Raw genomic sequence first — 22,048 nt, 5'->3', positions numbered from 1 at the left:
TGAATACTCTGGAATACGGCTAAATCATCAGGAAGTCATTTCACTGTAAAATAGTCCCGGATTTTATCCAGTGTCTTTTCACCAATCCTGTTCACATGAAGAAGATCCTCCACTGAAGTGAACCTTCCTGTCTCCTCTCTATAAGCTAGAATGTTGTCAGCAGTGGAGGGGCCAATACCCGTGACAGACATGAGCTCTTCCCTTGTGGCGGTGTTGAGATTGATCTTTCCTTTCCCTTGACCCCCTTGAATTTCAGGTGGGTTTTGAAGGAGTTCTTCTCCTTTTTCAGGAATGTAGAAGGATTGACCGTCTTCTATGTGCATGGCAAGATTAACCGTCCTCAGTTCAGCAGATTCAGTTCCGCCTCCTGCTTTCCAATATAGATCATGTAGTCTGGAATCTCCATTCATCTGATACACCCCTGGATTCAGGACAGCACCTTTGATTTCAACGATGATCTCCCTTACTTCTTCATCTTTTTCTGGTAAGGTCGGAGAAATCAGGTCAGTAACATTCTGTGTATCATCCTTCACATAGAGAGTCTTCTCTTTTAGCGCGCAGCCTGAAGAAACAGATAATAAAAGAGACATCAAAAGTAGAATTAAATATCTTCGCATGTTTTGTTTACCTCCTGCATTTTGGTCATATATATTATGCAGAAGTTTTGATTTTTTATAGAGTTGATTTCAATATTTTGTTATAATTACAACAGCGAGGTGTTAACAAATTGAGACATTATATGAGATTTATGAATTTTTTACTTACATTGACACTGATTTTTTCACTTGGCTCCCCTCTTTGGGAAGTAAAGGCCATCACAAATCCACCAGAAACCACTGCAGAATCTGTTTTAATTCTTGATGTGGAGTCTGGTGAAGTGATCTATGAAAAGAATGCAACAACAAAGCATATGATTGCATCCACCACCAAAGTTATGACAGCCATACTGGCCTATGAGAACCTGGAGATGGATAAGGTGATCACCATCGGTCCCAATCCACCTTATGCCCAAGGATCCTCCATGGGATTCAAGGAAGGAGAAGAAGTTATGGTGGTTGATCTACTCTACGCCTTAATTCTCCACTCTGCCAATGATGCGGCAGAAGCTCTGGCAGAAGCAGTAGATGGAACTATGGAAAAGTTCGCGGAAAGAATGACAAAAAAAGCTCATGATATTGGTGCTGTTGATACAGTTTTTCATAATCCCTCTGGACTGTCCGATTCGGATGATCTGGAGAACAATAATTACACCACGGCAAAAGATCTTTCTCTCATCATGGCTGAAGTATTAAAGTATGATGAGCTTGTTGAACTGGGACAGAAAAAAAGTCATATGCTCCCTCTCACAAACCTGGTTGCGGACACCAACCGATGGGCAACCAATAAGAACCAGATGTTGTATCAGAACAGTAAGTTTTATTATGAACCCATCATTTTCGGTAAAACAGGATGGACACCGGAAGCAGGATTTTCTTGGACGGCTTTGGCAGAAAAAGATGGAAGAAAACTCGCGGTATCTATGCTGAAGGCGGTTAATCAGGATACCTACTGGTTGGAGTCCAGAAGTTTGCTTGAATGGGCTTTCCAGGAGACAGAAGTTCATAAGCTGTATACGAGGGGGCAGCTTCTTGAAAATGCTGTGCTCAGCAATGGTGAGACAGTCCCTCTTTATGCAAAAGATGATTTTTATTATGTTACAGCTCCATTAGAACGTCCGATGCCTGTCATTGATTTTCAAGGATTGGAAATCAGTCAAAACTATAATGCTGGTGAGACGGTGCATGTGGCAAAGGTTACCTTAGACCAGGAAGTCATTGGAGATATTGAACTGGTCTGTGAAGAGAACATACATCTTATTGCCAGTGAAGGAGAAGAGTCTCCAGAGGGAGAAGCTATAGAATCCAAAAGTTCCTTCTTCAGTCATCCTTTTGTTAGAGTTGTCTCCATACTACTCTTCAGCATTATACTCATTGTTTCCCTCCTGTTCATTTTAGGGCTAGTTCTGAGAAAACGTCGCAGAAGAGTACGTTCCAGAAAAATGTCCAACAAAAGAATGCAGTATTTGAAGCAACTGGAAGAAACCAGAAGATGATAATATAAAACCCTCCAGCAGCAGGATAAAGCATCCTACTGCTGGAGGGTTTTATATTATGATCACTTTAGTGAGATATGTTGATGCATAAAGCTATAAGGCTCCAGATAATGCACCTCGCCAAACTGTGCTGAGATGTCACAGGTCATATTTTCAAGTCCGATGACATCAGCCAGTACAGTCCGTACCTTTTCTGGTTTCGAATTTACAAGAATCAGGTGGCACTCCTCTTCCGTTTTCCTGAGAAAACCAAACATCTCCTCCTGATAGAAAGGGATGAACTCTCCTGAAGTAAGCGCTTCGTGATTTTTTCTGAGCTTAATCATGGACTGGTAGATGGCGAAGATCTCTGGAGACTCTTTCCCCCAGGGGTATGGACCGCGGTTAAAAGGATCCGCCTCCCCTTCCATGCCAGCTTCATCACCATAATAGATACAAGGTACACCAGGAAATGTCAGCAGCAGGCCTACTGCGACCTGAAGTTTTCGAGTATCTTTCAGCTCCGTGAGGATTCTGCGGGTATCATGAGTACCTAGGTTGTTTAAAGCAGAATAAAGGGCTTCAGGGGGATAATTTTCCTTAAGAGACATAAACCTCATATAAAGGTCTTTTGCCCGCATATGACCGTTCAGATAAGCTATGACACCATCCTTAAATGGGTAGTTCATGGTTCCATGAAGTTCATCTCCTAAGAGATACCGTCTTCTTTTGCCATAGGCTATCTTATTGGATGCATCTTCCCAAACTTCCCCAATGAGAACTTGGTCTTCACTTACGGTATCCATGGCTTGTCGAATCTCTTCAATAAATTTATCTGGCATCTCATCAGCAACATCCAGTCTCCATCCGCCGATTCCCATACGGGACCACTTGTCAATTACACCATTCTTACCAACTATGAAGTTTTTATAACTGTCTACGTTCTCGTTCACGTTGGGCAGGTCTTTGACGCCCCACCAGCTTTCATAATCATGAGGATACTGGAAAAAATTGAACCAAGAGTAGTAAGGAGAATCTGTACTTTGTGCTGCACCTACAGTTTCATAGCTGCCAAAAGCATTGAAATATTTGGAGTCAGCACCCACATGATTGAAGACCCCATCCAGAACAATACGGATTCCTCTTTTTTCTGCTTCCTGCAGGAGTGTCTTGAAGGTTTCTTCATCACCGAACATCTCATCAATTTTCATATAATCACCAGTATCATATTTATGATTGCTTCGTGCCTTGAAGATGGGATTTAGATAAATTCCCCCGATTCCAAGAGACTTCAGATAATCGAGTTTCTGTAGAACACCTTTGAGATTTCCACCAAAGAAATCCCAGCGGAGAATATTCCCCTGATGGTCTTTGATGTACATGGGGCTGTCGTCCCAGGTGGCATATAGAAAAGAGTTTTTCTTGGGAGAGCGCACTTTTCCATGTTCTTCCCCATTAAAGAATCTGTCCACAAATATCTGATAAAAGACAGCATTTTTATACCATCCAGGAGCGCTTTTCTGGTAGTTGTGTACGGTGATCTGATAGGGTATGAGTTCCCATCTGTTTTCACGGGCGACGGTTTCGCCACCGTTTCCCTGAGTGGGTGCACCCAAGTAAACTGTTCTGCGCATGCCATGGTCATCATAGTTCAAAATAAAGAAATAGAAGCACAGTCCAAGTGCTGGAGAAGAAAAGGATGCGGTGAAAGTACCTTCCTCCCGAGAGGACATTTTCAAGTACTGTTCCCCCTGTCCTTCTTTGGAAACAACAAAAGTCACTTCTGGATTCATGGCGTGCTTCACAGAGAGTGTAAATTGGATCTCCTGATCTTTCAGTACAGCACCAAAGGGTTTTTTATGCTGAATCTGAAATGAATTATATTGGATTTGAATTTCACGGTATTTCATCTTTTTTTCTGAGACTGTCTGTCTCTTTCTCCTTATCTCGTTTCAGCGGATATATGCAGAAGTCCTGGATTTCTCCAGGACTTCATTTTATATGATCTGATCTTATCTCTCAATGATTCTCGTGTCCCAGATTCCTGAAGCGTACTGCATTACAGTAACATCTGCAGAAAATACACCTGATGAGGAGATATTTTCAATGGACATCTTGTTCCAGGTAAATCGGTCCTGATACAAGGAATCAATTTTCTTCTGGGCATCCACATAAGAATCAAAGTCTTTCAGTACAAAGAACTCATCGTTATAGTCGATGAGGCTCTTAAAGATATCGACTCCTTCCACAGGAATTCCTTTGATATGTCCGTTTACAAGACTGTCCAGCACTCTCTTGACACGGATATCTGATTCATAGATTTCTCTGGATCTGTAACCACCGTTTCTGTAGTAGCTGAGAATTTCTTTTTCAGTCATCCCAAAAATCACGATATTCGGATCTCCTACTTCCTCAAGGATTTCAACATTGGCTCCATCTAACGTAGCAAGAGTAATTGCGCCGTTCATCATGAATTTCATGTTGCTGGTACCGGATGCTTCCTTTGTGGTTGTGGAAATCTGCTCGGATACTTCAGACGCAGGAATGATTTTTTCAGCCAAGGTCACTCCGTAGTTTTCAAGGAAAACCACTTTGATGAGACCCTTTACCCTTGGATCGTTGTTGATCTGCTGTGCCAAAGCATTGATGAACTTAATAACTTCCTTGGCATAGTAGTAACCAGGAGCTGCCTTTGCAGCAAAAATGTAGGTTTTTGGCACCATGTCGTAATTCGGATTTTCCAGAATCTCATGATACTGATGCAGAATATGGAGTGCATTGAGAAGCTGTCTCTTATAGGCATGAAGTCTCTTCACATGCACATCAAATATGGAGTTTGGATCAATGATGATGTCATTTTTCTCCTTGATATACTCTGCAAGCTTTTCCTTGTTGTGCTGTTTGATGATTTCTACTTTCCTTTGTGCCTCTGGATCTCTCTTGTACTTTTTGAAAAGCTTGAGATCCTGAGGGTTTCTTCTCCAGGACGTACCGATGGTATCATCCAGAAGAGTTGAAAGTTCAGGGTTTGCAAGCATCAGCCATCTTCTGTGGGTAATGCCATTGGTTTTGTTATTGAACTTATAAGGATACAGCATATAGAAGTCTTTTAGTTCCTGGCTTTTCAGAAGCTCTGTATGGAGCTTAGCCACACCATTGATGCTGTGGGTTCCATGGATACACAGATGTGCCATTTTCACAAATCCACCGGATATGATGGCCATCTTCTCCACTTGATCCTGTTGTTCGCCAAACTTGGCGGTAAGGATTTCTCTGAATCTACGGTCGATTTCTTCGATGATGAGGTAGATTCTAGGCAGAAGATCTTTAAAGAGTTCCACAGGCCATTTTTCCAGTGCTTCGCTCATGATGGTGTGGTTGGTATAGCTCATGGTATTCTGTGTAACATGCCAAGCTTCATTCCATTCCATGCCCTCTTCATCCATGAGGATTCTCATAAGCTCGGGGATGGCTACCGCAGGATGTGTGTCATTGATGTGCACAGCAACAAAGTTATGCAGTTCAGACAGCGGTCTTCCTGCTTCTTTGTGCTGGGTTACGATGCTTTGAAGTCCAGCTGACACAAAGAAATACTCCTGCTTCAGTCTTAAGACTCTACCTTCATGATTGGAATCATCTGGATACAGCACTTCTGAAATGCTTTCGATCTCGCGCTTGTTAAGAAGCACTTTATGGAAGTTCAGCTCCCCTCTTGGTTCATCCGCGTAGTTCGGAACTTCTGCATTCCATAGTCTCAAGGTATTTACAGTTTTGTTCTCATAGCCCACAAGAGCAGTGTCATAAGGCACAGCAAGTACTTCCTGATAATCTGTATGAACAGGGATCAGTTTCCCATCATCCGTAGGTTTCATCCAGGCATCGCCATAAAAACGGACTTTCACAGCCTTATCGGACTTACGGATCTCCCATACGTTGTCATCTCTCAACCAGTTTTCAGGAAGCTCCACCTGATAGCCATCTACGATTTTCTGCTGGAACAATCCGTACTTATATCGGATTCCGTTTCCGTTTCCAGGGATACCTGAGGATGCCATGGAGTCCATAAAACAGGCTGCAAGCCTACCAAGGCCACCGTTTCCTAGACCAGGATCCACTTCAACATCTTCTATGGATTTCAGATTCAGGCCCATTTCATTCAGTGCTTCCTTCACTGTGTTCCGGATGCCCAGATTCAGAAGATTGCTTGCCAGAAGTCTTCCCAGAAGAAACTCTATTGAAAAATAGTATACTTGTTTCTCTCCGTATTTTGTATATCTTGTGGTGGTTTTTGCCCACCCTTCTGAAATATATTCTTTAATCAGATACCCAAGTGTGAAGTACTGCATCTGAATCGTCGCATTTTCCACTTCCTGAGCATAGAGTTTTAGCATTTTCTTCTCAAAGTCCTTTTTGAACTGTTCTTTTGTAATAATCATTCGGTTACTCCTTTTACTGTTTCAGAATGTCCTCAAACAGCTGTCTGTATAGTAGCGCAGAGGATGTCCAGCTGTAATCCATACCCATACCTTGTGTGATGATGTCATTGAAACTGTTCTTGTTCTGATATGCTTCTAAAGCACGATATATCGCTTGTAGCATATCATAACTGTCATAGTTTGAAAAGGTAAAACCGATTCCCTCACCTGTAAACTTATTATAGGGCGTTACGGTATCTTTTAGACCGCCGGTTTCTCTGACGATGGGCACACTGCCGTAGCGCAGTGCCATAAGCTGTGAGAGACCGCAGGGCTCAAATTGCGATGGCATGAGAAAAAAATCTGTAGCTGCATAGATTTTTTGAGCGAGGGTACCATTATATGTGATATTTGCAGAAACTTTATTCGGATACTTAAAACTGAAATAGCGGAACATATCTTCGTATCTCCGCTCTCCTGTTCCAAGAACGACAATCTGCAGATCGTTCTGAAGCAGTTCTTCTATACGCTCCGCGATGAGATCGAATCCCTTTTGGTCAGTGAGCCTGGAGATGATGCCAAACAGGGGCACATCTTCCCGGACTTCCAACCCCAGTTCCTTTTGAAGGTCCAGTTTATTCTGGATCTTTCCTTCCAAATCATTAGATGTGAATCCATGAGGAATGTTAGGATCATTGGACGGATCATTGATATCATAATCAATGCCGTTGAGAATTCCTTTCAGTTTATAAGACACTTTCTGCATAACACCATGAAGACCCTCTCCGAAATACTCCGTCTTAATCTCATCAGCATAGGTGGGGCTTACGGTGGTTACAAGATCTGCATAATTGATGCCGCCTTTCAGATAATTGACATTTCCATAATACTCGAAACAAAAGTCTTGAAGAAGTTCATTGCCAAGACCAAGGAGATTTCCAAGTACATCTGGAGGGTATACGCCCTGAAATCTAAGATTATGGATGGTCAGAACAGTTTTCACTTTCTCAAACGCTTTCTCCCATCGGTATTTCGTACGGAGCAGCACCGGAATGACAGCCGTATGCCAGTCATTGGCATGAAGAACATCCGGAACGAAATCAATTCTTGTCAATATTTCCAAAATTGCTTGTGAGAAAAAAGAGAACCTTTCCCCATCATCAAAATAACCATAGGGAGTCTCACGATGAAAATAGTACATGTTGTCCAGAAAGTAGTAATCAATTCCTTCGTATTTCAGATATTTTACACCGAGGTACTGTTCTCTCCATCCAACACGGACGGTGGTTTCAAAAAGATGCTCCATCTTGTCCGAGAACTCTTTCTTGATGGTTCCATAGTTGGGCATAATGACTCTGCAGTCTTCTCCCATTTTTACCAGTTCTTTTGGAAGTGCATAGGCAACATCAGCCAGTCCTCCTGTTTTTAAAAAGGGATAACATTCTGAAGTCGCAAACAAAATTTTCATAATTTCCTCCTATAGAACGGAGCCCTTGCTGACCACAAGTGGATTCTTTGGACTTCCCTTCAGTTCAGTATCACTGGTTAAAATGACCTGTTTGTCCGTAATGATATTTTCCAGACTGCAATTTTCTCTTACCTCAGAGTTTTGCATAATGATGGAGTCCTTCACAACACTGCCTTTGGCTACATGGACTCTTCTGAACAAGATGGAATTGATGACAGTACCCTCAATCTTGCATCCATTGGCAATCAGAGAGTTCTCCACTTTGCTTTCTGGAGCATAGTATGTAGGCGTTTCATCTTTTACTTTGGTTTTGATTTTATTCTCACCAAAGAAAACCTCTTCGATATGATCTTCATCCAGCATATCCATGCTCGCTTCAAAGTAGTTCTCAATGGATCCGATGTTTTTCAGATATCCTTTGAACTCATAACCTCGAACCTTGTATTTTGTCACGGCATCGTGCAGTACTTCTGTAAGATATACATTTTCTCCTGTGGTTACCGCATCAGTGATCATATCGACAAGAAGTTCTTTTTTCACAATGAAGATTTCCATAGAAACTTTTTTCCTTTCGGAAAGCATATCAGGACGTCTGATGTTTTTTCCGAAAGCAGTCACTGAGCCGTATTCATTGGTCGTTACAGTATTGCATCTTTCAAATCCCAGATCGTCCTCGGCAATCTTCTTATAGACAACAGTGATGTCTGCTTTGGTGCCCAGGTGATTTTTAAAGACTTCCTTCAAATCAATATTGCATACCATGGACGTTCCCATGATGACTGCATAATCCGCTGATGCTTCAGTCAAATAATCAATATTTGAAAAATAAGTGGATAAGTCTCCTCTTAAGGAGCTGTGGATGTCAGGTGTAGAATAAGGAGAGAAGTAGAATACGCCTCCTTTTTTACGGTCCAGGTTCCACTCTTTTCCATTACCGATATGATCCATTAAGGAACGGTACTTATCATTTAAAAAAATACCAACGGTATCGATACCCGCATTCACCAGATTGGATAAAGTGAAGTCAATGAGTCTGTATCTTCCAAGATATGGAACAGAAGCCAAGGGTCTGTTGATGGTGAGCTGCTTCATGTAGTAGTCGTTTTCTGTGAGGTTTACAACCCCGAATAATTTATTTCTTGGCATATTAGTTCCCTCCCTTGAAGATTTCATGTTCGCCCACAACGGCGATTTCACCTTTTTCGTCGATGACAGAGTTGTCTGGAATCACGGCATGGGAGCCAATCATGGCCTTTCTGATGACACAGTTCTTTCCAATTTTGACATCTTCCATGATGACGGAGTCATAGATTTCAGTTCCCTCTCCCACGATAACCTTTGGTGACAGAATGGATTTCCTGATTTTTCCATGGACAACGCATCCTTCCACCACCAGTGAATCCTTGACATCAGCAGTTTTGGACAGGTACTGTGGCGGCATGGATGGATTTTTTGAATAGATTTTCCAGGACCTGTCATTGATCTGAAGGGTTGAGTCCTGATCCAAAAGATCCATATTCGCTTCCCAAAGAGAATCAAGAGTACCTACATCCTTCCAGTATCCTTTGAATGGATATGCATATACCCTCTCTTTCGCATCCAAAAACTCAGGTATGACATTCTTGCCGAAGTCGTCCATGTTCTTTCCTGCGTTGATACTTTCATTCATATACTTTCTCAGCATTTTCCAGTTGAAAATATAAATACCCATGGAGGCTAAGTTTGACTTTGGGTTAGCAGGTTTCTCCTCGAATTCAACGATTTTCAGTTCACTGTCAGTATTCATGATCCCGAATCTTGATGCTTCATCCCAAGGGACTTCCAATACAGCGATGGTAAGAGCAGCTTCTTTCTCTTTATGGTAATCCAGCATGGCTTCATAGTTCATTTTGTAGATATGATCGCCAGAAAGTATCAAGATAAAATCGGGATCATAATCCTCAATGTAGGAAAAGTTCTGATAGATCGCATGAGCAGTTCCTCTGAACCATTTCTCTTCTGTGGCGCTGGCGTAGGGCTGAAGGATGGTAACACCTCCGGTGCCACGGTCCATGTCCCAGGGTGCACCAATACCGATATGGGTATTGAGGATCAGTGGCTGGTACTGGGTCAGTACGCCAACTGTATTCATGTTGGAGTTGGCACAGTTGGAAAGAACAAAATCGATGATTCTGTACTTACCCCCGAAAGGAACAGCTGGTTTTGCGATATTTTTGGTGAATTTACCAAGTCTTGTGCCTTGGCCACCTGCAAGGATCATTGCTAGAATTTCTGTTTTCATCATTTGGCCCCCTTTATTCTTTTAGGTTTTATGATAAGAACGGATAATGGTGGGATTGTCACTTCCAGGGAGAAGTCTTTACCGTTCATCATTTCATCTTTTGTCTGATAGACATTCTGGGAATAGTCCCAAGTCCCGCCGAATTCTTTCAGCTCTGTATTAAGAATCTCTTCATACTGACCTTCAAATGGAACGCCAACTTTCACCCCATGTCTCTCCACTGGCACAAAGTTGCAGATGACCAAAAGAAAGTCTCTGGCGTTCTTCCCTTTTCGGATAAAGGTGAATAAGCTTTCCTCTTTGTTGTCCGCGTCCAGAATATCGATGCCCTCATAGGAATCATCAATCTCATGAAGAGCTTTATGTTCATTGTAAAGAGCATTGAGCACTCGTACAAAGTGCTGGTGTTTCTGATGGTTTTCATGCTTCAGTCCAATCCATTCCAGACCTTCTCTGAATCTCCATTCCATCCATTGGGCTATCTCATTGCCCATGAAACTGATTTTCTTGCCTGGGTGGCACATCATGTAGGTGATGAGTGTCCTCAGACCTCTGAATTTCATGGTTTCATCACCAGGCATCTTATTAAGCAGAGAGTTTTTACCATGGACCACTTCATCGTGGGACATGGGCAGTATGTAATTCTCGTTGAAAACGTACATGAAAGAAAACGTGATCAAGTTATGGTGCTGCTTTCTGTACAATGGATCCAGTTCAAAATACCGCAGGATGTCATTCATCCATCCCATATTCCATTTATGAGTAAATCCAAGGCCACCCTTCTCAATTTCATGAGAAATCAGTGGGAAAGCAGTGCTTTCTTCAGCAATCATCAGTGCAGCGGGATACTCTTCTTTGATGACGGTGTTGAGCTTTTTGAGAAAGTCTACACCCTCCAGGTTTGTGTTCCCACCGTATATATTCGGTGTCCAGGGGCCATCATCATAATCGAGATAAAGCATTGCGGACACCGCATCTACACGGAGTCCATCTATGTGGAAGGCATCCATCCAGAAAAGAGCGTTGGAAAGAAGAAAACTGTGGACCTGTGGTTTTCCGTAATCAAAATGGGTAGTTCCCCATCTGTTGTTGGCCGCTTTATTTGGATCCTGGTATTCATAGGTGGGAGTTCCGTCAAAGAGGAGCAGTCCATGGTCGTCTCTGCAGAAATGAGCAGGAACCCAATCCATGATTACGCCGATTCCTTCATTATGGCACTCATTCACAAAGGCCATAAGATCTTTAGGCTCACCATAACGAGAGGTCATACTATAATATCCAGTAATCTGATAGCCCCAGGAATCATCTAATGGGTGTTCCATCAGTGGCATGAGTTCAATGTGTGTGTATCCCATTTCTTTCACATAGGGGATGAGTTCTTTGGTATACTCTTCAATGGTGAAAAATGTTCCATCCCAATGCCTCTTCCAGGATCCCAGATGAACTTCATAGATATTCATGGGTTTTTCATTCACAGGTACTCTTTTGCTTCTTCCTCTCCAGTTGCCATCTGTCCATTTGAATCCACCCAGTTCCTTTACAATGGAAGCAGTTTTTGGACGAAGCTCGGAGTAAAAGGCATAGGGGTCCGCTTTTAGAAATTCATACCCATCATGTCTTCTGATTCTGTATTTATAAAGGACATTCTCTCCGAGACCTTCTAAAAAACAGGTCCAGATTCCCGTGGAGCCTTGTGGAAACATCTCTTCATAGCCCCAATTGTTAAAGTCTCCAGCAAGAGTCACGTTCTGTGCGTTCGGTGCCCAAACCGTAAACTGAACCCCTTTTTTTCCTTCAAATTCAATGAGATGAGCGCCCATAAACTCATAGGCTCTCCTGTGGTTGCCTGTGTTGAACAGATAGTGGTTGAACTCCGTGTTTAATACCTTGTTTGGATCGTCTTTTGTCTTTACCATAGCTTCCTCCCATGTATTGAATACAGTACTATTATCAGCACTCGAATTTTGCTTTCTGATTCAGTTGAAGTAATCACGCAAAAAAACTATGTGATAATGTGAGAATATTTACTATTTTCTATTTATAATATACCATAATTCCACTGGTACTAATAGTGCAAAAGTAGGAAATAGGCCATTTTCATAGATTTATACAGCCCTTTAGAAGCGTGAATTATTCTCTCGTTATCCAAAGAATCAGGGCGATGAGTATTCCTAGAATAAACATCAGTTGCGTGAGCAAATACAGTGTGCGGTTTCTTCGGAAACCTGAAACAGTCTTTTCCGCCCTCTCTTCATAAGAGCTTCCTGTGATGCATTCATTTTCCATGATTTTTTTCTCATTCTCCTTATATTCATCCAAGATTGGATTGAACGAGGAGGAATGTGGTTTTTTATGATTTCTCATCTGAATTCTCCTTCCGCTGTTGTAGTTCCATTCTAACATTACTTTATGAAAATTATGAAAATACAACGTAAAAAAAGGTTGTGAAAAGCCTTAGCTTTCCACAACCTGTAGTTTTGTGATTTCTTTTTCAATTGAATTCAGGTCCAGTCCGATCTTCTGGGCTGCTTCCGTAAAGTCATCCAGAACCTTTGCATAAGCGTTCATCTTCTCTTCAGTCACTGGATGTCTGAAAGAAAGATAAACGGCGTGTAGCGCCTGTCTTTTCATGATGGAGAGATCTCCCCCATAAAGCTCATCTCCAATTATGGGGAACCCGAGATGACTGAGATGAACACGGATCTGATGGGTGCGGCCTGTCAGAAGTTTCAGGAGAAGTAGAGTGTGTCCTTCTGCATAATGAAGAACTTTTACTTCTGTGAGACTTCTTTGGCCCCTTTCATCCACAACCCTTTGATAGGCACCCTCCTCATCCCTGTATATCGGTAGATCAATTAAAGAGGTTTCTTCAGGAAATGCTCCTTGGACGATGGCCACATAATACTTCTCGTATAAGTCAGCTTGCATATCCTGGGAAATTCGGGAATGTACAAATTGATTTTTGGCAAGAATAATAAGCCCGGATGTGTTCATGTCAAGTCTTGATACCAGTCTGATGATGGTGCTCTTTCCGTTGCTTTGATAATGGTGCATCACAGCATTGCTGAGCGTGCCGCTTTGATAGGATTTCGTAGGATGCACCACCATATAAGGCTCTTTGTTCAGGACCAGAATCGCATCGTCTTCGTATACCACTTGGATGGGTATATCTTCAGCTTCGATCTCCTGATGCTCTTTCGCCTCCAAATGGATTCGAAGCTGATCTTCTTCCCTTAGTATATAGTCGAGTTTTACCGTTTTTCCGTTGATTAGGATCCGCCCGGACAGTGCAGCGCTTCTTACAAATCTCGTTGACAGGCCCAGTTCATCTTTCAGGTAGGTCTTGATTTTTTCTCCCACATAGGTAAGGGGAATGCTTTTTTCAATGGATTGTAGATTCTCTTTATCTTTCATGATTGGCCCTTTCCTTCAGCAGTCTTTCATAGTATTCCATTGCTGATCTGGAGATAGCAGCAACAGGCTTGTTCAAGCTTTCCAGATGTTTAATGGTTCCGGACAGTGCAGTGAGAACTGCCTTATCGAGGTTCTCTGGTGCGAGTTTACGGAGCTCTTCCACACCAGGGAAGTTTCTGCCTTTTTCTATATAGTCTGCAATAAATATTATTTTTTCTGTAAGACCCATATGAGCTCGTCCCGTGGTGTGGTACCGCACTGCGTTCAACAGTTCTTCATTTCTGATACAACAGACATGCTCCAGATAAATTGCACCTGCCTGGGCATGAAGGATTTGGGGGGAGTTCCCATTGTCTGCTGGTACTTCCCCATACCGAAGGATGAGACCCAAAAGGACGGAATCTTCATGATCTTTCAGCATATCATGACATAGGGCTGCAAGAGTGATGGTTTCCATATTCCCACCATACAGTTCAGAGAGGATCAGCGCGGCTTCCATCACTCCTTCAATGTGAAGGTATCTGGAGGGCTTCACATGTTCTTTCACAAAAGTCTGCAGCTGTTGAAACGTCCAAGGATGGCACTGGTAAAGATGTTTCTCTTCAATATACTTTGCTACTTCTCTGGGGAGGAGCTCATAGACATTTTCACCCTCCTTCAGCCTGATTCTGATGTCTGTGCTGGAAATGTCAACCGTTTCAGACTGGATTCGGAAAGCTTTTTTACGATTTAGTCGAAAAAGTTCATCGGTTTTACGGGATGCATCTTTTGAAAATCCGCTTCGTTCAATGACGGCCACTTCCACATACTTGAGGATTCTTTCTGGGTACTTCCATTTCCAGAAATTCACGTAGGAATCTTCGCCAATGATAAAAAAGAAGGTATCCAAAGGATGCCTTCTATGAAGTTCTTCTACTGTTTCATAGGTGTAGCTGATGCCGGCCTTTTCAATTTCAAAAGTGGAAACAGAAAAGTCGGGATGCTCTGAAAGTGCAAGATGGAGCATCTTCAGGCGTTCATCAGCTGAAACAGCGGTATTTTCTTTATGTGGGGGGATATAATTGGGCATGAAAATCACGTGGTCAAGCTTCAAATTTTTCATAGCTTCCTCAGCCATATAAAGATGGCCAAGATGAACGGGGTTGAAGGTCCCCCCTAGGATGCCAATGTTCATCTTCTTGGAAGTTCTATTTTCTTATTGTTTTTACTTTCTTTATAGAGCACAATCTTCGAGCCGATAATCTGAATGCCTTCACATCCGATTGCACTTACCAGCTGATCATGGGCTTCTCTTGCATCCATTCCGCTGTTTTCCAGTATATGGATTTTAATCAGTTCTCTTTTTTCAAGAGCATCTTCTACCTGTCGGATAAAAGGCGCTTCGATGCCACCTTTTCCAACCTGGAAAATCGGATCAATCTGATTGGCTAAGCTTCTAAGGTATGCTCTTTGCTTTGTTGAAATCATTTAGGTTCCTCCTATGCGTAATACTCAAATTCAAAATCATTGAGTCTGATAAAGTCTCCGTCTTCAATGCCCATTTCTTTGAGGCGATCTAGAACGCCCTTGTTTCCAAGCACTTTGTGGAAGTATCTCAAGTGGCTTGGGTTATGGATGTCAACGGCATAAAGCAGTCGGTCCACAAAAGAACCGGAAACAACAAATACACCATCTTCATCAATTTCTACATCATAGGTGAACTGTTTAATCTCAGGAATAAAGAAGTCCTCTACATCGTAGATGGTTTCTGTCACTGGAATCGTCTGAAGTTTTTCAGCACATGCCTTCATAACTTCTGCAACGCCTTCCCCTGTAGCAGCGGAAATGGCATAGATTTCAGAATAACCGAGACCTTCAATCTCTTTTTTGAACTCATCCAAATAAGATCTATCATAAAGGAGATCCAATTTATTCATGACAACAATTTGAGGTCTGTCTGTCAGGTCCAATTTGTATTTCTTTAATTCTTCATTGATTTTGATGAAGTCTTCCACTGGATTTCTTCCTTCGATACCTGATACATCCACGATATGAAGCAATAACCGGGTACGTTCTATATGACGAAGGAACTGTATTCCAAGTCCAACACCTTCAGAAGCGCCTTCAATAATTCCGGGGATATCTGCAATGACAAAAGGATTGATCCCTGGCATTGCGACTACACCTAGATTGGGTTCCAGAGTGGTGAAGTGGTAATTGGCAATCTTTGGTTGAGCTTTGGATACCTTGGATAAAAGCGTGGACTTACCAACATTAGGGAAACCTAAGAGACCCACATCCGCCAGAAGTTTCAGTTCCAGTGTGACATGACGTTCCTCTCCAGGCATGCCTGGTTCAGCAAAATCTGGAGCCTGTCTTGTGGGGGTGGCAAATTTGGTATTTCCTTTTCCGCCCTTTCCGCCCTTTAGAACGATATACTTATCATCAACCGTTGAAAGATCAGAAATGATTTTCCCGCTTTCCTTGTCCTTGATGACAGTACCTAGAGGAACGGGAATAATGAGGTCTTCCGCATCCTTGCCATAACACTTGTTCTTACCGCCGTTTTCACCACGTCCAGCTTCATGTTTTCTTTTATACTTGAAATTCAGAAGCGTTGTCATCGAAGGGTCTACTACGAAAATGATGTCACCACCACGTCCGCCGTCACCACCGTCTGGACCACCATGAGAAACGTATTTTTCTCTTCTGAAGGAAATAGCACCGTCGCCACCATCACCGCTTTTAATAAAAATATCTGCAATATCTATAAACATATTCATAGCCTTCTCACCTACCTTATCTGGTTTTTTTCTATTATACTACAAATCACTTGTATCGTGATTTCTCTTTCTAAAAAATAAGGCCTGCATAAGCAGGCCCATTCAAGCTAACTATTCTGCAACTGCTTCCAGTTCAACTGGGTAAACACTCGCTTTTTTTCTATCCTTACCAAGTCTTTCGAATCTTACGACTCCATCAACTTTTGCGAATAAAGTATCATCGCTTCCCCTGCCCACGTTGGTGCCTGGGTGAATCTTTGTTCCTCTCTGTCTAACGAGAATATTTCCTGCAAGAACAAACTGTCCGTCAGCGGACTTCACTCCAAGTCTTTTCGCCTCAGAGTCTCTACCATTCCTTGTACTTCCTACTCCCTTTTTGGAAGCAAAAAACTGAAGGTTTAATATAAGCATGGTGTTACACCTCCTCTTCAATTAGGTTAATAAAATGACCGTACTGCAATTTAATTGCTTTGATTCCTAATAACAATGTCTCCATAATCACTTGCGCATCCTTCTTTTCAGAAGCATCTGCACCATCGATGCTGACAGATAAATATCCGCCATCTTCGTGAAGATCGATCTTGTTTTTCACTTTGAGCACTTCATCCAAACCGTTATATGCCATCATACATTGTGCTGTAACTGCTGCACATACAATGTCTTTGCCATATTCATCATAGTCTGCATGACCTGCATAAGTGAACGAGATCAGATTACCGGATTTTCTTAAAAATCGGACTTCAATCATGATTACGCTTCGATTTTCTCAATCAGAATCTTTGTGAAAGGCTGTCTGTGACCTTGCTTCTTTCTATAGTCCTTCTTAGGCTTGAACTTGAAGACAACAACCTTCTTCGCCTTACCGTGAGCAAGAACCTTCGCAACAACCTTAGCACCCTCTACTACAGGGTTACCAATGGTCAATTCACCTTCTCCGTTGGAAACTGCCAAAACATCAGTGAGTTCTACAGTAGAATTCAGCTCTGCAGAAATCTTCTCAATTCTGAGAATATCTCCTTCAGATACCTTATACTGCTTACCACCTGTGTTTAAAACTGCATACATATGAAACACCTCCTCATATCAGTACTCGCCTTCAAGGTACAGCTTTGGGCTGTTTAACAAAACCTTTTCGGAGCGGCCTACAAAATATTATAGCAATCTTACCTTGCAATGTAAAGGATAAGTTGCTATGAGATCAAATATTTTTCCATCTCTTGAATCTGGTTTTTAAAAACCAGTGGCTGAACCTCATAATCCTGATGGAAATCTTTAAACTCCAGATAGAGTCTTTTCTGACCGGAATCAATTTTCTGGATAAATAAGTCGATGTCTTCTCTGACATTTTCTTCATAATGCTTATGGAGTTGAATGTGGAAATCTTTAATGTCAATCTGTTCTGTCTTGCTTGCCAGTTCATTCTTGATACGCATCATGACATAGGAGAAAGAAAGTCTAGTACCCACTCCCTTACAGAAAGTGCAAGGTTCCTCAAGATAAGAGTAGACGGGAGCCCCTTTCTTCTTCCTTGTCAGCTGGAGAAGTCCTAAATCTGTGATGGGATAGCATTTGCCAAAGAGAGGATCTTCCAGAAATGCTTTTTCCACCGCTTCCTTCAGAAGAGATTTTTGAACATCATTTTTCACGTCGATGAAGTCTATCAGGATAATTCCTGATAAATTTCTGAGCCTGATCTGACGGGCAATCTCCCAAGCTGCCTGAAGATTCACTTCCATAACAAAATCATCTTTGCTCTGGGATCCTTTGTGCTTTGCGCTGTTCACATCAACCACCACCATGGCTTCTGTTTCTTCAATGACAATATTTCCGCCGTCTTTGAGATATACTTTTCGATTCCGAAGATTTGCCAGTTCATTCTCAATACCGTAGAAATCAAAAAGACTTCGCTCGCTCTTATGAAGCAGAGATGGAATCCCATACTGATCCTCCAGTTCTTTCTGAAGATTTCTGCTATTGACATAGATCATCTGGATTTTTGAAAAGTTGTCTCTTAGGATCCTTGAAAGCACAGAACTTTGGCCATAGAGTTTCAATGGACCTGCTCCAGTTTCCGATTTTTTGTATACATCCTCAAAGGAGCGGTTTATTTGGCTTATTTCTTCTTCAATGTCTTTTCTTGAAGCATCCATGGAGGCTTCTCGGAATAGTATCCGATACCCTTCTATTGCTGTGAAGCTGCCATGTGTATCAAGAAAAAGATCCCGATTGAGCTTTTTAGAAAACCCCAATCCTTTGCCTGGGAATAAAACCACATATTTTCCACCAATGGAAATTTTATCTGTGACCTTCGTTCCTTTGGAGCCTTCCTCTTCTTTCAGTACTTCCACAAGGACGCTCAGACCTTCTTTGTAATCCTGAAATCGTTGGAAATCCTGAACATAGAGATAGGCGTTTTTCTTTGCACCAATGTCAATAAATACAGATTTCAGGGACTTTACCTTTTTTTTAATAATTCCAAGATAGAGGTCGCCAGGCTGAATGCTTCTTTCTGTATCTTCCACATAAAATTCAGTCACGGTGCCTCGGTCTTTTAGTACAATTCGACGATGTACATCATCTTCTATAAACAGTTCAATCATTTTTATTCAACCTTTCTGAGGAGTTTAGACCTCAGCATACTTACTAGAAAAGAGTTGTTTTCTTTTTCATGCCTACATTGAGGACCATTCCTATGGCGATAAACGTAGTCAGAACAGAGCTTCCCCCGTAGGAAACCAGTGGGAGTGTAATCCCTGATATGGGCATGAGTCCCATGGTCATACCTACATTTTGAAGAATAGAGAACAAGAAAGACGAAAATACGCCAACAGCAATGGTGCTGCCGAAAATATCTTCGGACTTCTTGGCGATTCGAATCATGCGATATAGGAGAATACCATAGAGCAGGAGCAGTGTGATCCCACCGATGAGTCCGAAATTTTCTGCGAGCACAGAAAATATGAAGTCCGTGTGATTCTCTGGAACACGATTGAAAAATTGAGTGCTGGATTGTGTGGAGACCGTCATGTCCTGAAGAAATTGACCAAAATTGAATTTTCCAGAGACTTGTCCTGAGCCGATGCTGATGACACTCCTACTGAGCTGATAGTTTATACCAAGCTCACTTCCTTCATTGAATAGAAAACTTGTGAGTCTGGCACTCCAATGAGCAGGAAGAAAGTTGGTCTGAAGCACAATGATGACAGACATTGCGACAAAACCAAATCCAGCAAAAATAACTTTCAGAGACAGACCAGCTGCGAAATAGATCCCCAATACGATGAAAAATGTGATCATTGTGATGCCCATTTCAGGCTGAAGCATCATAAGAATCATAGGGAGTGCGGCATAAAAAGTCACCTTCATGAAGTTTCTCAGATTGTTGATATTTCCATCCACTTTCTGAAGTTCTTTTCCGACCATCATCATCGTGGTAAGTTTAGCAAACTCCGCTGGCTGGAATCCTCTTGAACCTATACTGAACCACCCTGCAGCACCTTTCACTTTGGAAGTGAAGAGAACCAGTACGAGTAGAATAATTATAATCCAGTAGAATAAATCCACAATTTTATAAACCTTCCGATAATCCATAAGAAGAATCACATAAACAACGCCGAGAGACAGAACAAGCCAGATAAGCTGTAGTCTTGCGTAGTAGAAGTTCGTCGCCGTATATATGTTAAAAACACCATAGAACAGAATCGCCACTGCACTAAGCAGCATACCGAAATCCAGTTCTTTGAGATCTTTGCGATCAATGATCAGAGCTTTGAGTACATTCATGTGTTAAAATCCCTTCCCTTGTGGAAACAAAAATAAAAGTTGTATGCATTATTATAGTAACTCATACAACTCTCACTTTCAATTTAACATTTTCTTAGGATTTAGCCTATTTTTTCTTGCGGATCGGAATGTTTGCCACTAGAGCAGGTACTGAGCCGAACTCACTGTCAGTTTGTGTAATCTGCAGATCCAGTTCCTGGTCTATATCGATTTCCACATATTTTCTTAGAACCTCCAAAATATCATTTTTGATATTCTCTAAAAGTTCTGGAGAAACATCTCCTCTGTCGTGCATTAAAATCAGTTTCAGACGGTCCTTCGCGGTATCTTTAGATCCGCTTTTCTTTTTAAAGAAGCTAAATATATCCATGCCGTACCCCCTCTACTTTTTTTTGAATAACTTGGATATTTTTCCGAAGAACCCGAGTTCCTCTGGTTTCAGGTTCAGCAGAGGCACTTCTTCACCGGTAATTCTCTTTGCAATGTTGATAAAGGCGGCTCCCGCCAGGGTTCCTTCAACGGTTACAATGGGCTCTCCTCTGTTGGTGGAAATTGTGATGTTTCGGTCATCGGGAACGATACCCAGCAGTTTCACGGAGAGGATCTCCAAAATGTCTTCTACATTCAGCATTTCCCCATTTTCTGTCATCTCATAGTTCAGTCTGTTGATGATGACTTTATGGTTCTCAATCCCTTTTGAGTCAAGCTTTCCTATGACACGGTCGGCATCTCTAACAGAAGTGACTTCAGGATTGACAACGATGATGGCGCTGTCTGCAGCAGCTACAGAATTCTCAAAGCCCTGCTCTATTCCTGCCGGAGAGTCGATGAGAATGTAATCAAACTCTTTTTTTAGCTCTTCAATGAGTCCAATCATCTGTTCCGTGGTGATGTCATTCTTATCACGGGTCTGCGCGGTAGGCAGAAGACATAAATGAGGAAGGCGCTTGTCCTTGATTAGTGCTTGCTTCAGTTTGCATCTTCCTTCAAAATAATCGAGAAGCGTATATACAATTCTGTTTTCGAGCCCCATGAGGACATCAAGATTACGAAGTCCTGTATCCCCATCGATAACAACGACTTTGTGACCGAGCTGAGCAAGAGCTGTTCCTATATTGGCTGTGGTGGTGGTCTTGCCTACCCCACCCTTTCCGGATGTGATTACAATGGATTCTGGCATTTAAGTCTCTCCTTCTTTCTAATATTCGAACTTTGTTGGGATGTAAGGTTCTACATAGATGTTTCCATCTACAAGTTTTGCAACTTCTGGGAAGTTTGGTTCATTTTCTGCCGAGCGTGCAAAGATGCCGGCTATGGACATCAGTGCCGGTGTAAGTTTGAGTGCTGCTACAAAAGCTTTCTCATTTCCGGAAGTTCCCGCAAAGGCTCTTCCTTTGAGCTGGCCTAAAATCACAATATTTCCTTCGGCGAATATTTCGGCACCGATATGAACATCTCCAACGACAACGACATTTCCTTTGAATTCAATCATCTGACCGCCTCGAAGAGATCTTGTGATGAATTTCGTTAGGCCTTCTTCTACACCGTCGAATATTGAAGGGAGATCTTCCTTGCGATTGGATTCTTCAAAAGTAACACTTGACAGTGCAATGGTATCATAAAGGAGCTTTTCCAGCAGCGTTTTCTCCTCTTCTTTCAGTCGGATGGGATACGTTGTTACAAAAACAGCATTCCCGCTGTAGAAATTTTTAACAGGTTCCAGTTTTGACTTAACTGCTTCAATCAGTTCTTCAAAAGAATTGAATTCAAGCAGGTTTATGATCAGATTCAGGCCTTTACGGTTTCCTTTCATCTGAATACGGTCCATAGTACTCATTGAGTTCCTCCAAATGC

21 protein-coding genes are annotated in these 22,048 nt (G+C 42.0%); 1 reads left to right on the top strand and 20 read right to left on the bottom strand.

What is annotated here, in order from left to right; translation table 11 throughout:
• Positions 1–35 precede the first annotated feature (35 nt).
• Complete coding sequence (locus BM243_RS01180) at positions 36–617, bottom strand: helix-hairpin-helix domain-containing protein (RefSeq protein WP_074909261.1); 582 nt, start codon at positions 615–617, stop codon at positions 36–38.
• Between the two features lie 131 nt (positions 618–748).
• On the opposite strand from BM243_RS01180, the gene BM243_RS01175 reads away from it, so the two are divergent.
• The gene (locus tag BM243_RS01175) at positions 749–2,092 is read left to right on the top strand and encodes a D-alanyl-D-alanine carboxypeptidase family protein (protein ID WP_177213432.1); all 1,344 of its coding nucleotides are present in this window, start codon (positions 749–751) and stop codon (positions 2,090–2,092) included.
• Positions 2,093–2,154: 62 nt separating this feature from the next.
• On the opposite strand, the gene BM243_RS01170 is transcribed toward BM243_RS01175, so the two are convergent.
• From BM243_RS01170 to BM243_RS01080, 19 genes are all read right to left on the bottom strand, one after another.
• Positions 2,155–3,981, bottom strand: coding sequence for a glycoside hydrolase family 13 protein (locus tag BM243_RS01170; RefSeq protein ID WP_074909255.1), 1,827 nt, complete (start codon positions 3,979–3,981; stop codon positions 2,155–2,157).
• Between the two features lie 102 nt (positions 3,982–4,083).
• Positions 4,084–6,507, bottom strand: a complete 2,424-nt coding sequence (locus BM243_RS01165; RefSeq protein WP_074909253.1) for a glycogen/starch/alpha-glucan phosphorylase — start codon at positions 6,505–6,507, stop codon at positions 4,084–4,086.
• 13 nt (positions 6,508–6,520) lie between these two features.
• Positions 6,521–7,954 carry a glycogen synthase GlgA gene (gene glgA, locus BM243_RS01160; RefSeq protein ID WP_074909249.1) on the bottom strand — a complete coding sequence of 478 codons (1,434 nt, stop codon included), beginning with the start codon at positions 7,952–7,954 and terminating at the stop codon, positions 6,521–6,523.
• Positions 7,955–7,963: 9 nt separating this feature from the next.
• A complete protein-coding gene (glgD, locus tag BM243_RS01155) occupies positions 7,964–9,100 on the bottom strand; it encodes a glucose-1-phosphate adenylyltransferase subunit GlgD (protein ID WP_074909246.1) in 1,137 nt (378 codons plus the stop codon).
• 1 nt (position 9,101) lies between these two features.
• Positions 9,102–10,238: a glucose-1-phosphate adenylyltransferase gene (locus BM243_RS01150; protein ID WP_177213431.1), complete on the bottom strand. Its 1,137-nt coding sequence runs from the start codon at positions 10,236–10,238 to the stop codon at positions 9,102–9,104.
• The gene (gene glgB / locus BM243_RS01145; RefSeq protein WP_074909240.1) at positions 10,235–12,151 is read right to left on the bottom strand and encodes a 1,4-alpha-glucan branching protein GlgB; all 1,917 of its coding nucleotides are present in this window, start codon (positions 12,149–12,151) and stop codon (positions 10,235–10,237) included. The genes BM243_RS01150 and glgB overlap by 4 nt, the downstream gene beginning before the upstream one ends.
• Before the next feature lie 214 nt (positions 12,152–12,365).
• Positions 12,366–12,599, bottom strand: a complete 234-nt coding sequence (locus BM243_RS01140) for a hypothetical protein (RefSeq protein WP_074909237.1) — start codon at positions 12,597–12,599, stop codon at positions 12,366–12,368.
• A 90-nt stretch (positions 12,600–12,689) separates the two neighbouring features.
• Positions 12,690–13,649, bottom strand: a complete 960-nt coding sequence (locus tag BM243_RS01135; protein WP_074909234.1) for an RluA family pseudouridine synthase — start codon at positions 13,647–13,649, stop codon at positions 12,690–12,692.
• Complete coding sequence (nadD, locus tag BM243_RS01130) at positions 13,639–14,823, bottom strand: nicotinate-nucleotide adenylyltransferase (protein ID WP_074909231.1); 1,185 nt, start codon at positions 14,821–14,823, stop codon at positions 13,639–13,641. The genes BM243_RS01135 and nadD overlap by 11 nt, the downstream gene beginning before the upstream one ends.
• Complete coding sequence (gene yhbY / locus BM243_RS01125) at positions 14,820–15,116, bottom strand: ribosome assembly RNA-binding protein YhbY (protein WP_031575920.1); 297 nt, start codon at positions 15,114–15,116, stop codon at positions 14,820–14,822. Before yhbY ends, nadD begins: the two co-directional genes overlap by 4 nt.
• Positions 15,117–15,127: 11 nt before the next feature.
• Positions 15,128–16,405, bottom strand: coding sequence for a GTPase ObgE (obgE, locus tag BM243_RS01120; RefSeq protein WP_074910871.1), 1,278 nt, complete (start codon positions 16,403–16,405; stop codon positions 15,128–15,130).
• 117 nt (positions 16,406–16,522) lie between these two features.
• Complete coding sequence (rpmA, locus tag BM243_RS01115; protein ID WP_031575914.1) at positions 16,523–16,822, bottom strand: 50S ribosomal protein L27; 300 nt, start codon at positions 16,820–16,822, stop codon at positions 16,523–16,525.
• A 4-nt stretch (positions 16,823–16,826) separates the two neighbouring features.
• Positions 16,827–17,159 (bottom strand): ribosomal-processing cysteine protease Prp, encoded by a 333-nt coding sequence (locus BM243_RS01110; protein ID WP_074909228.1) that lies wholly within the window; start codon positions 17,157–17,159, stop codon positions 16,827–16,829.
• A gap of 2 nt (positions 17,160–17,161) precedes the next feature.
• Positions 17,162–17,476: a 50S ribosomal protein L21 gene (gene rplU / locus BM243_RS01105; protein WP_031575909.1), complete on the bottom strand. Its 315-nt coding sequence runs from the start codon at positions 17,474–17,476 to the stop codon at positions 17,162–17,164.
• Between the two features lie 125 nt (positions 17,477–17,601).
• Positions 17,602–19,011, bottom strand: coding sequence for a ribonuclease E/G (locus BM243_RS01100; protein ID WP_074909227.1), 1,410 nt, complete (start codon positions 19,009–19,011; stop codon positions 17,602–17,604).
• Positions 19,012–19,054: 43 nt separating this feature from the next.
• Entirely contained in the window at positions 19,055–20,194 is a 1,140-nt protein-coding gene (locus tag BM243_RS01095) for an FtsW/RodA/SpoVE family cell cycle protein (RefSeq protein WP_074909224.1), read from the bottom strand.
• 106 nt (positions 20,195–20,300) lie between these two features.
• Positions 20,301–20,564, bottom strand: coding sequence for a cell division topological specificity factor MinE (gene minE / locus BM243_RS01090; RefSeq protein WP_031575901.1), 264 nt, complete (start codon positions 20,562–20,564; stop codon positions 20,301–20,303).
• Positions 20,565–20,576: 12 nt separating this feature from the next.
• On the bottom strand, positions 20,577–21,374 hold the full coding sequence (gene minD, locus BM243_RS01085; RefSeq protein WP_074909222.1) for a septum site-determining protein MinD: 798 nt from the start codon (positions 21,372–21,374) through the stop codon (positions 20,577–20,579).
• An 18-nt stretch (positions 21,375–21,392) separates the two neighbouring features.
• Entirely contained in the window at positions 21,393–22,031 is a 639-nt protein-coding gene (locus tag BM243_RS01080) for a septum site-determining protein MinC (RefSeq protein ID WP_074909219.1), read from the bottom strand.
• Positions 22,032–22,048: the final 17 nt, after the last annotated feature.

The sequence above is a fragment of the Proteiniclasticum ruminis genome (assembly GCF_900115135.1).
Classification (GTDB): Bacteria; Bacillota; Clostridia; order Clostridiales; family Clostridiaceae; genus Proteiniclasticum; species Proteiniclasticum ruminis_A.
This window is presented reverse-complemented; position numbering and strand designations above follow the sequence as displayed.

What these genes read in the sequence shown, in the direction of transcription:
- BM243_RS01140 (WP_074909237.1), bottom strand. Translation starts at nt 12,599, where the DNA reads ATGAGAAATCATAAAAAACCACATTCCTCCTCGTTCAATCCAATCTTG.
- BM243_RS01150 (WP_177213431.1), bottom strand. Translation starts at nt 10,238, where the DNA reads ATGATGAAAACAGAAATTCTAGCAATGATCCTTGCAGGTGGCCAAGGC.
- BM243_RS01180 (WP_074909261.1), bottom strand. Translation starts at nt 617, where the DNA reads ATGCGAAGATATTTAATTCTACTTTTGATGTCTCTTTTATTATCTGTT.
- BM243_RS01080 (WP_074909219.1), bottom strand. Translation starts at nt 22,031, where the DNA reads ATGAGTACTATGGACCGTATTCAGATGAAAGGAAACCGTAAAGGCCTG.
- rpmA (WP_031575914.1), bottom strand. Translation starts at nt 16,822, where the DNA reads ATGCTTATATTAAACCTTCAGTTTTTTGCTTCCAAAAAGGGAGTAGGA.
- BM243_RS01165 (WP_074909253.1), bottom strand. Translation starts at nt 6,507, where the DNA reads ATGATTATTACAAAAGAACAGTTCAAAAAGGACTTTGAGAAGAAAATG.
- minE (WP_031575901.1), bottom strand. Translation starts at nt 20,564, where the DNA reads ATGGATATATTTAGCTTCTTTAAAAAGAAAAGCGGATCTAAAGATACC.
- BM243_RS01170 (WP_074909255.1), bottom strand. Translation starts at nt 3,981, where the DNA reads ATGAAATACCGTGAAATTCAAATCCAATATAATTCATTTCAGATTCAG.
- minD (WP_074909222.1), bottom strand. Translation starts at nt 21,374, where the DNA reads ATGCCAGAATCCATTGTAATCACATCCGGAAAGGGTGGGGTAGGCAAG.
- nadD (WP_074909231.1), bottom strand. Translation starts at nt 14,823, where the DNA reads ATGAACATTGGCATCCTAGGGGGGACCTTCAACCCCGTTCATCTTGGC.
- BM243_RS01175 (WP_177213432.1), top strand. Translation starts at nt 749, where the DNA reads ATGAATTTTTTACTTACATTGACACTGATTTTTTCACTTGGCTCCCCT.
- yhbY (WP_031575920.1), bottom strand. Translation starts at nt 15,116, where the DNA reads ATGATTTCAACAAAGCAAAGAGCATACCTTAGAAGCTTAGCCAATCAG.
- BM243_RS01100 (WP_074909227.1), bottom strand. Translation starts at nt 19,011, where the DNA reads ATGATTGAACTGTTTATAGAAGATGATGTACATCGTCGAATTGTACTA.
- glgB (WP_074909240.1), bottom strand. Translation starts at nt 12,151, where the DNA reads ATGGTAAAGACAAAAGACGATCCAAACAAGGTATTAAACACGGAGTTC.
- BM243_RS01095 (WP_074909224.1), bottom strand. Translation starts at nt 20,194, where the DNA reads ATGAATGTACTCAAAGCTCTGATCATTGATCGCAAAGATCTCAAAGAA.
- BM243_RS01110 (WP_074909228.1), bottom strand. Translation starts at nt 17,159, where the DNA reads ATGATTGAAGTCCGATTTTTAAGAAAATCCGGTAATCTGATCTCGTTC.
- rplU (WP_031575909.1), bottom strand. Translation starts at nt 17,476, where the DNA reads ATGTATGCAGTTTTAAACACAGGTGGTAAGCAGTATAAGGTATCTGAA.
- BM243_RS01135 (WP_074909234.1), bottom strand. Translation starts at nt 13,649, where the DNA reads ATGAAAGATAAAGAGAATCTACAATCCATTGAAAAAAGCATTCCCCTT.
- glgA (WP_074909249.1), bottom strand. Translation starts at nt 7,954, where the DNA reads ATGAAAATTTTGTTTGCGACTTCAGAATGTTATCCCTTTTTAAAAACA.
- obgE (WP_074910871.1), bottom strand. Translation starts at nt 16,405, where the DNA reads ATGTTTATAGATATTGCAGATATTTTTATTAAAAGCGGTGATGGTGGC.
- glgD (WP_074909246.1), bottom strand. Translation starts at nt 9,100, where the DNA reads ATGCCAAGAAATAAATTATTCGGGGTTGTAAACCTCACAGAAAACGAC.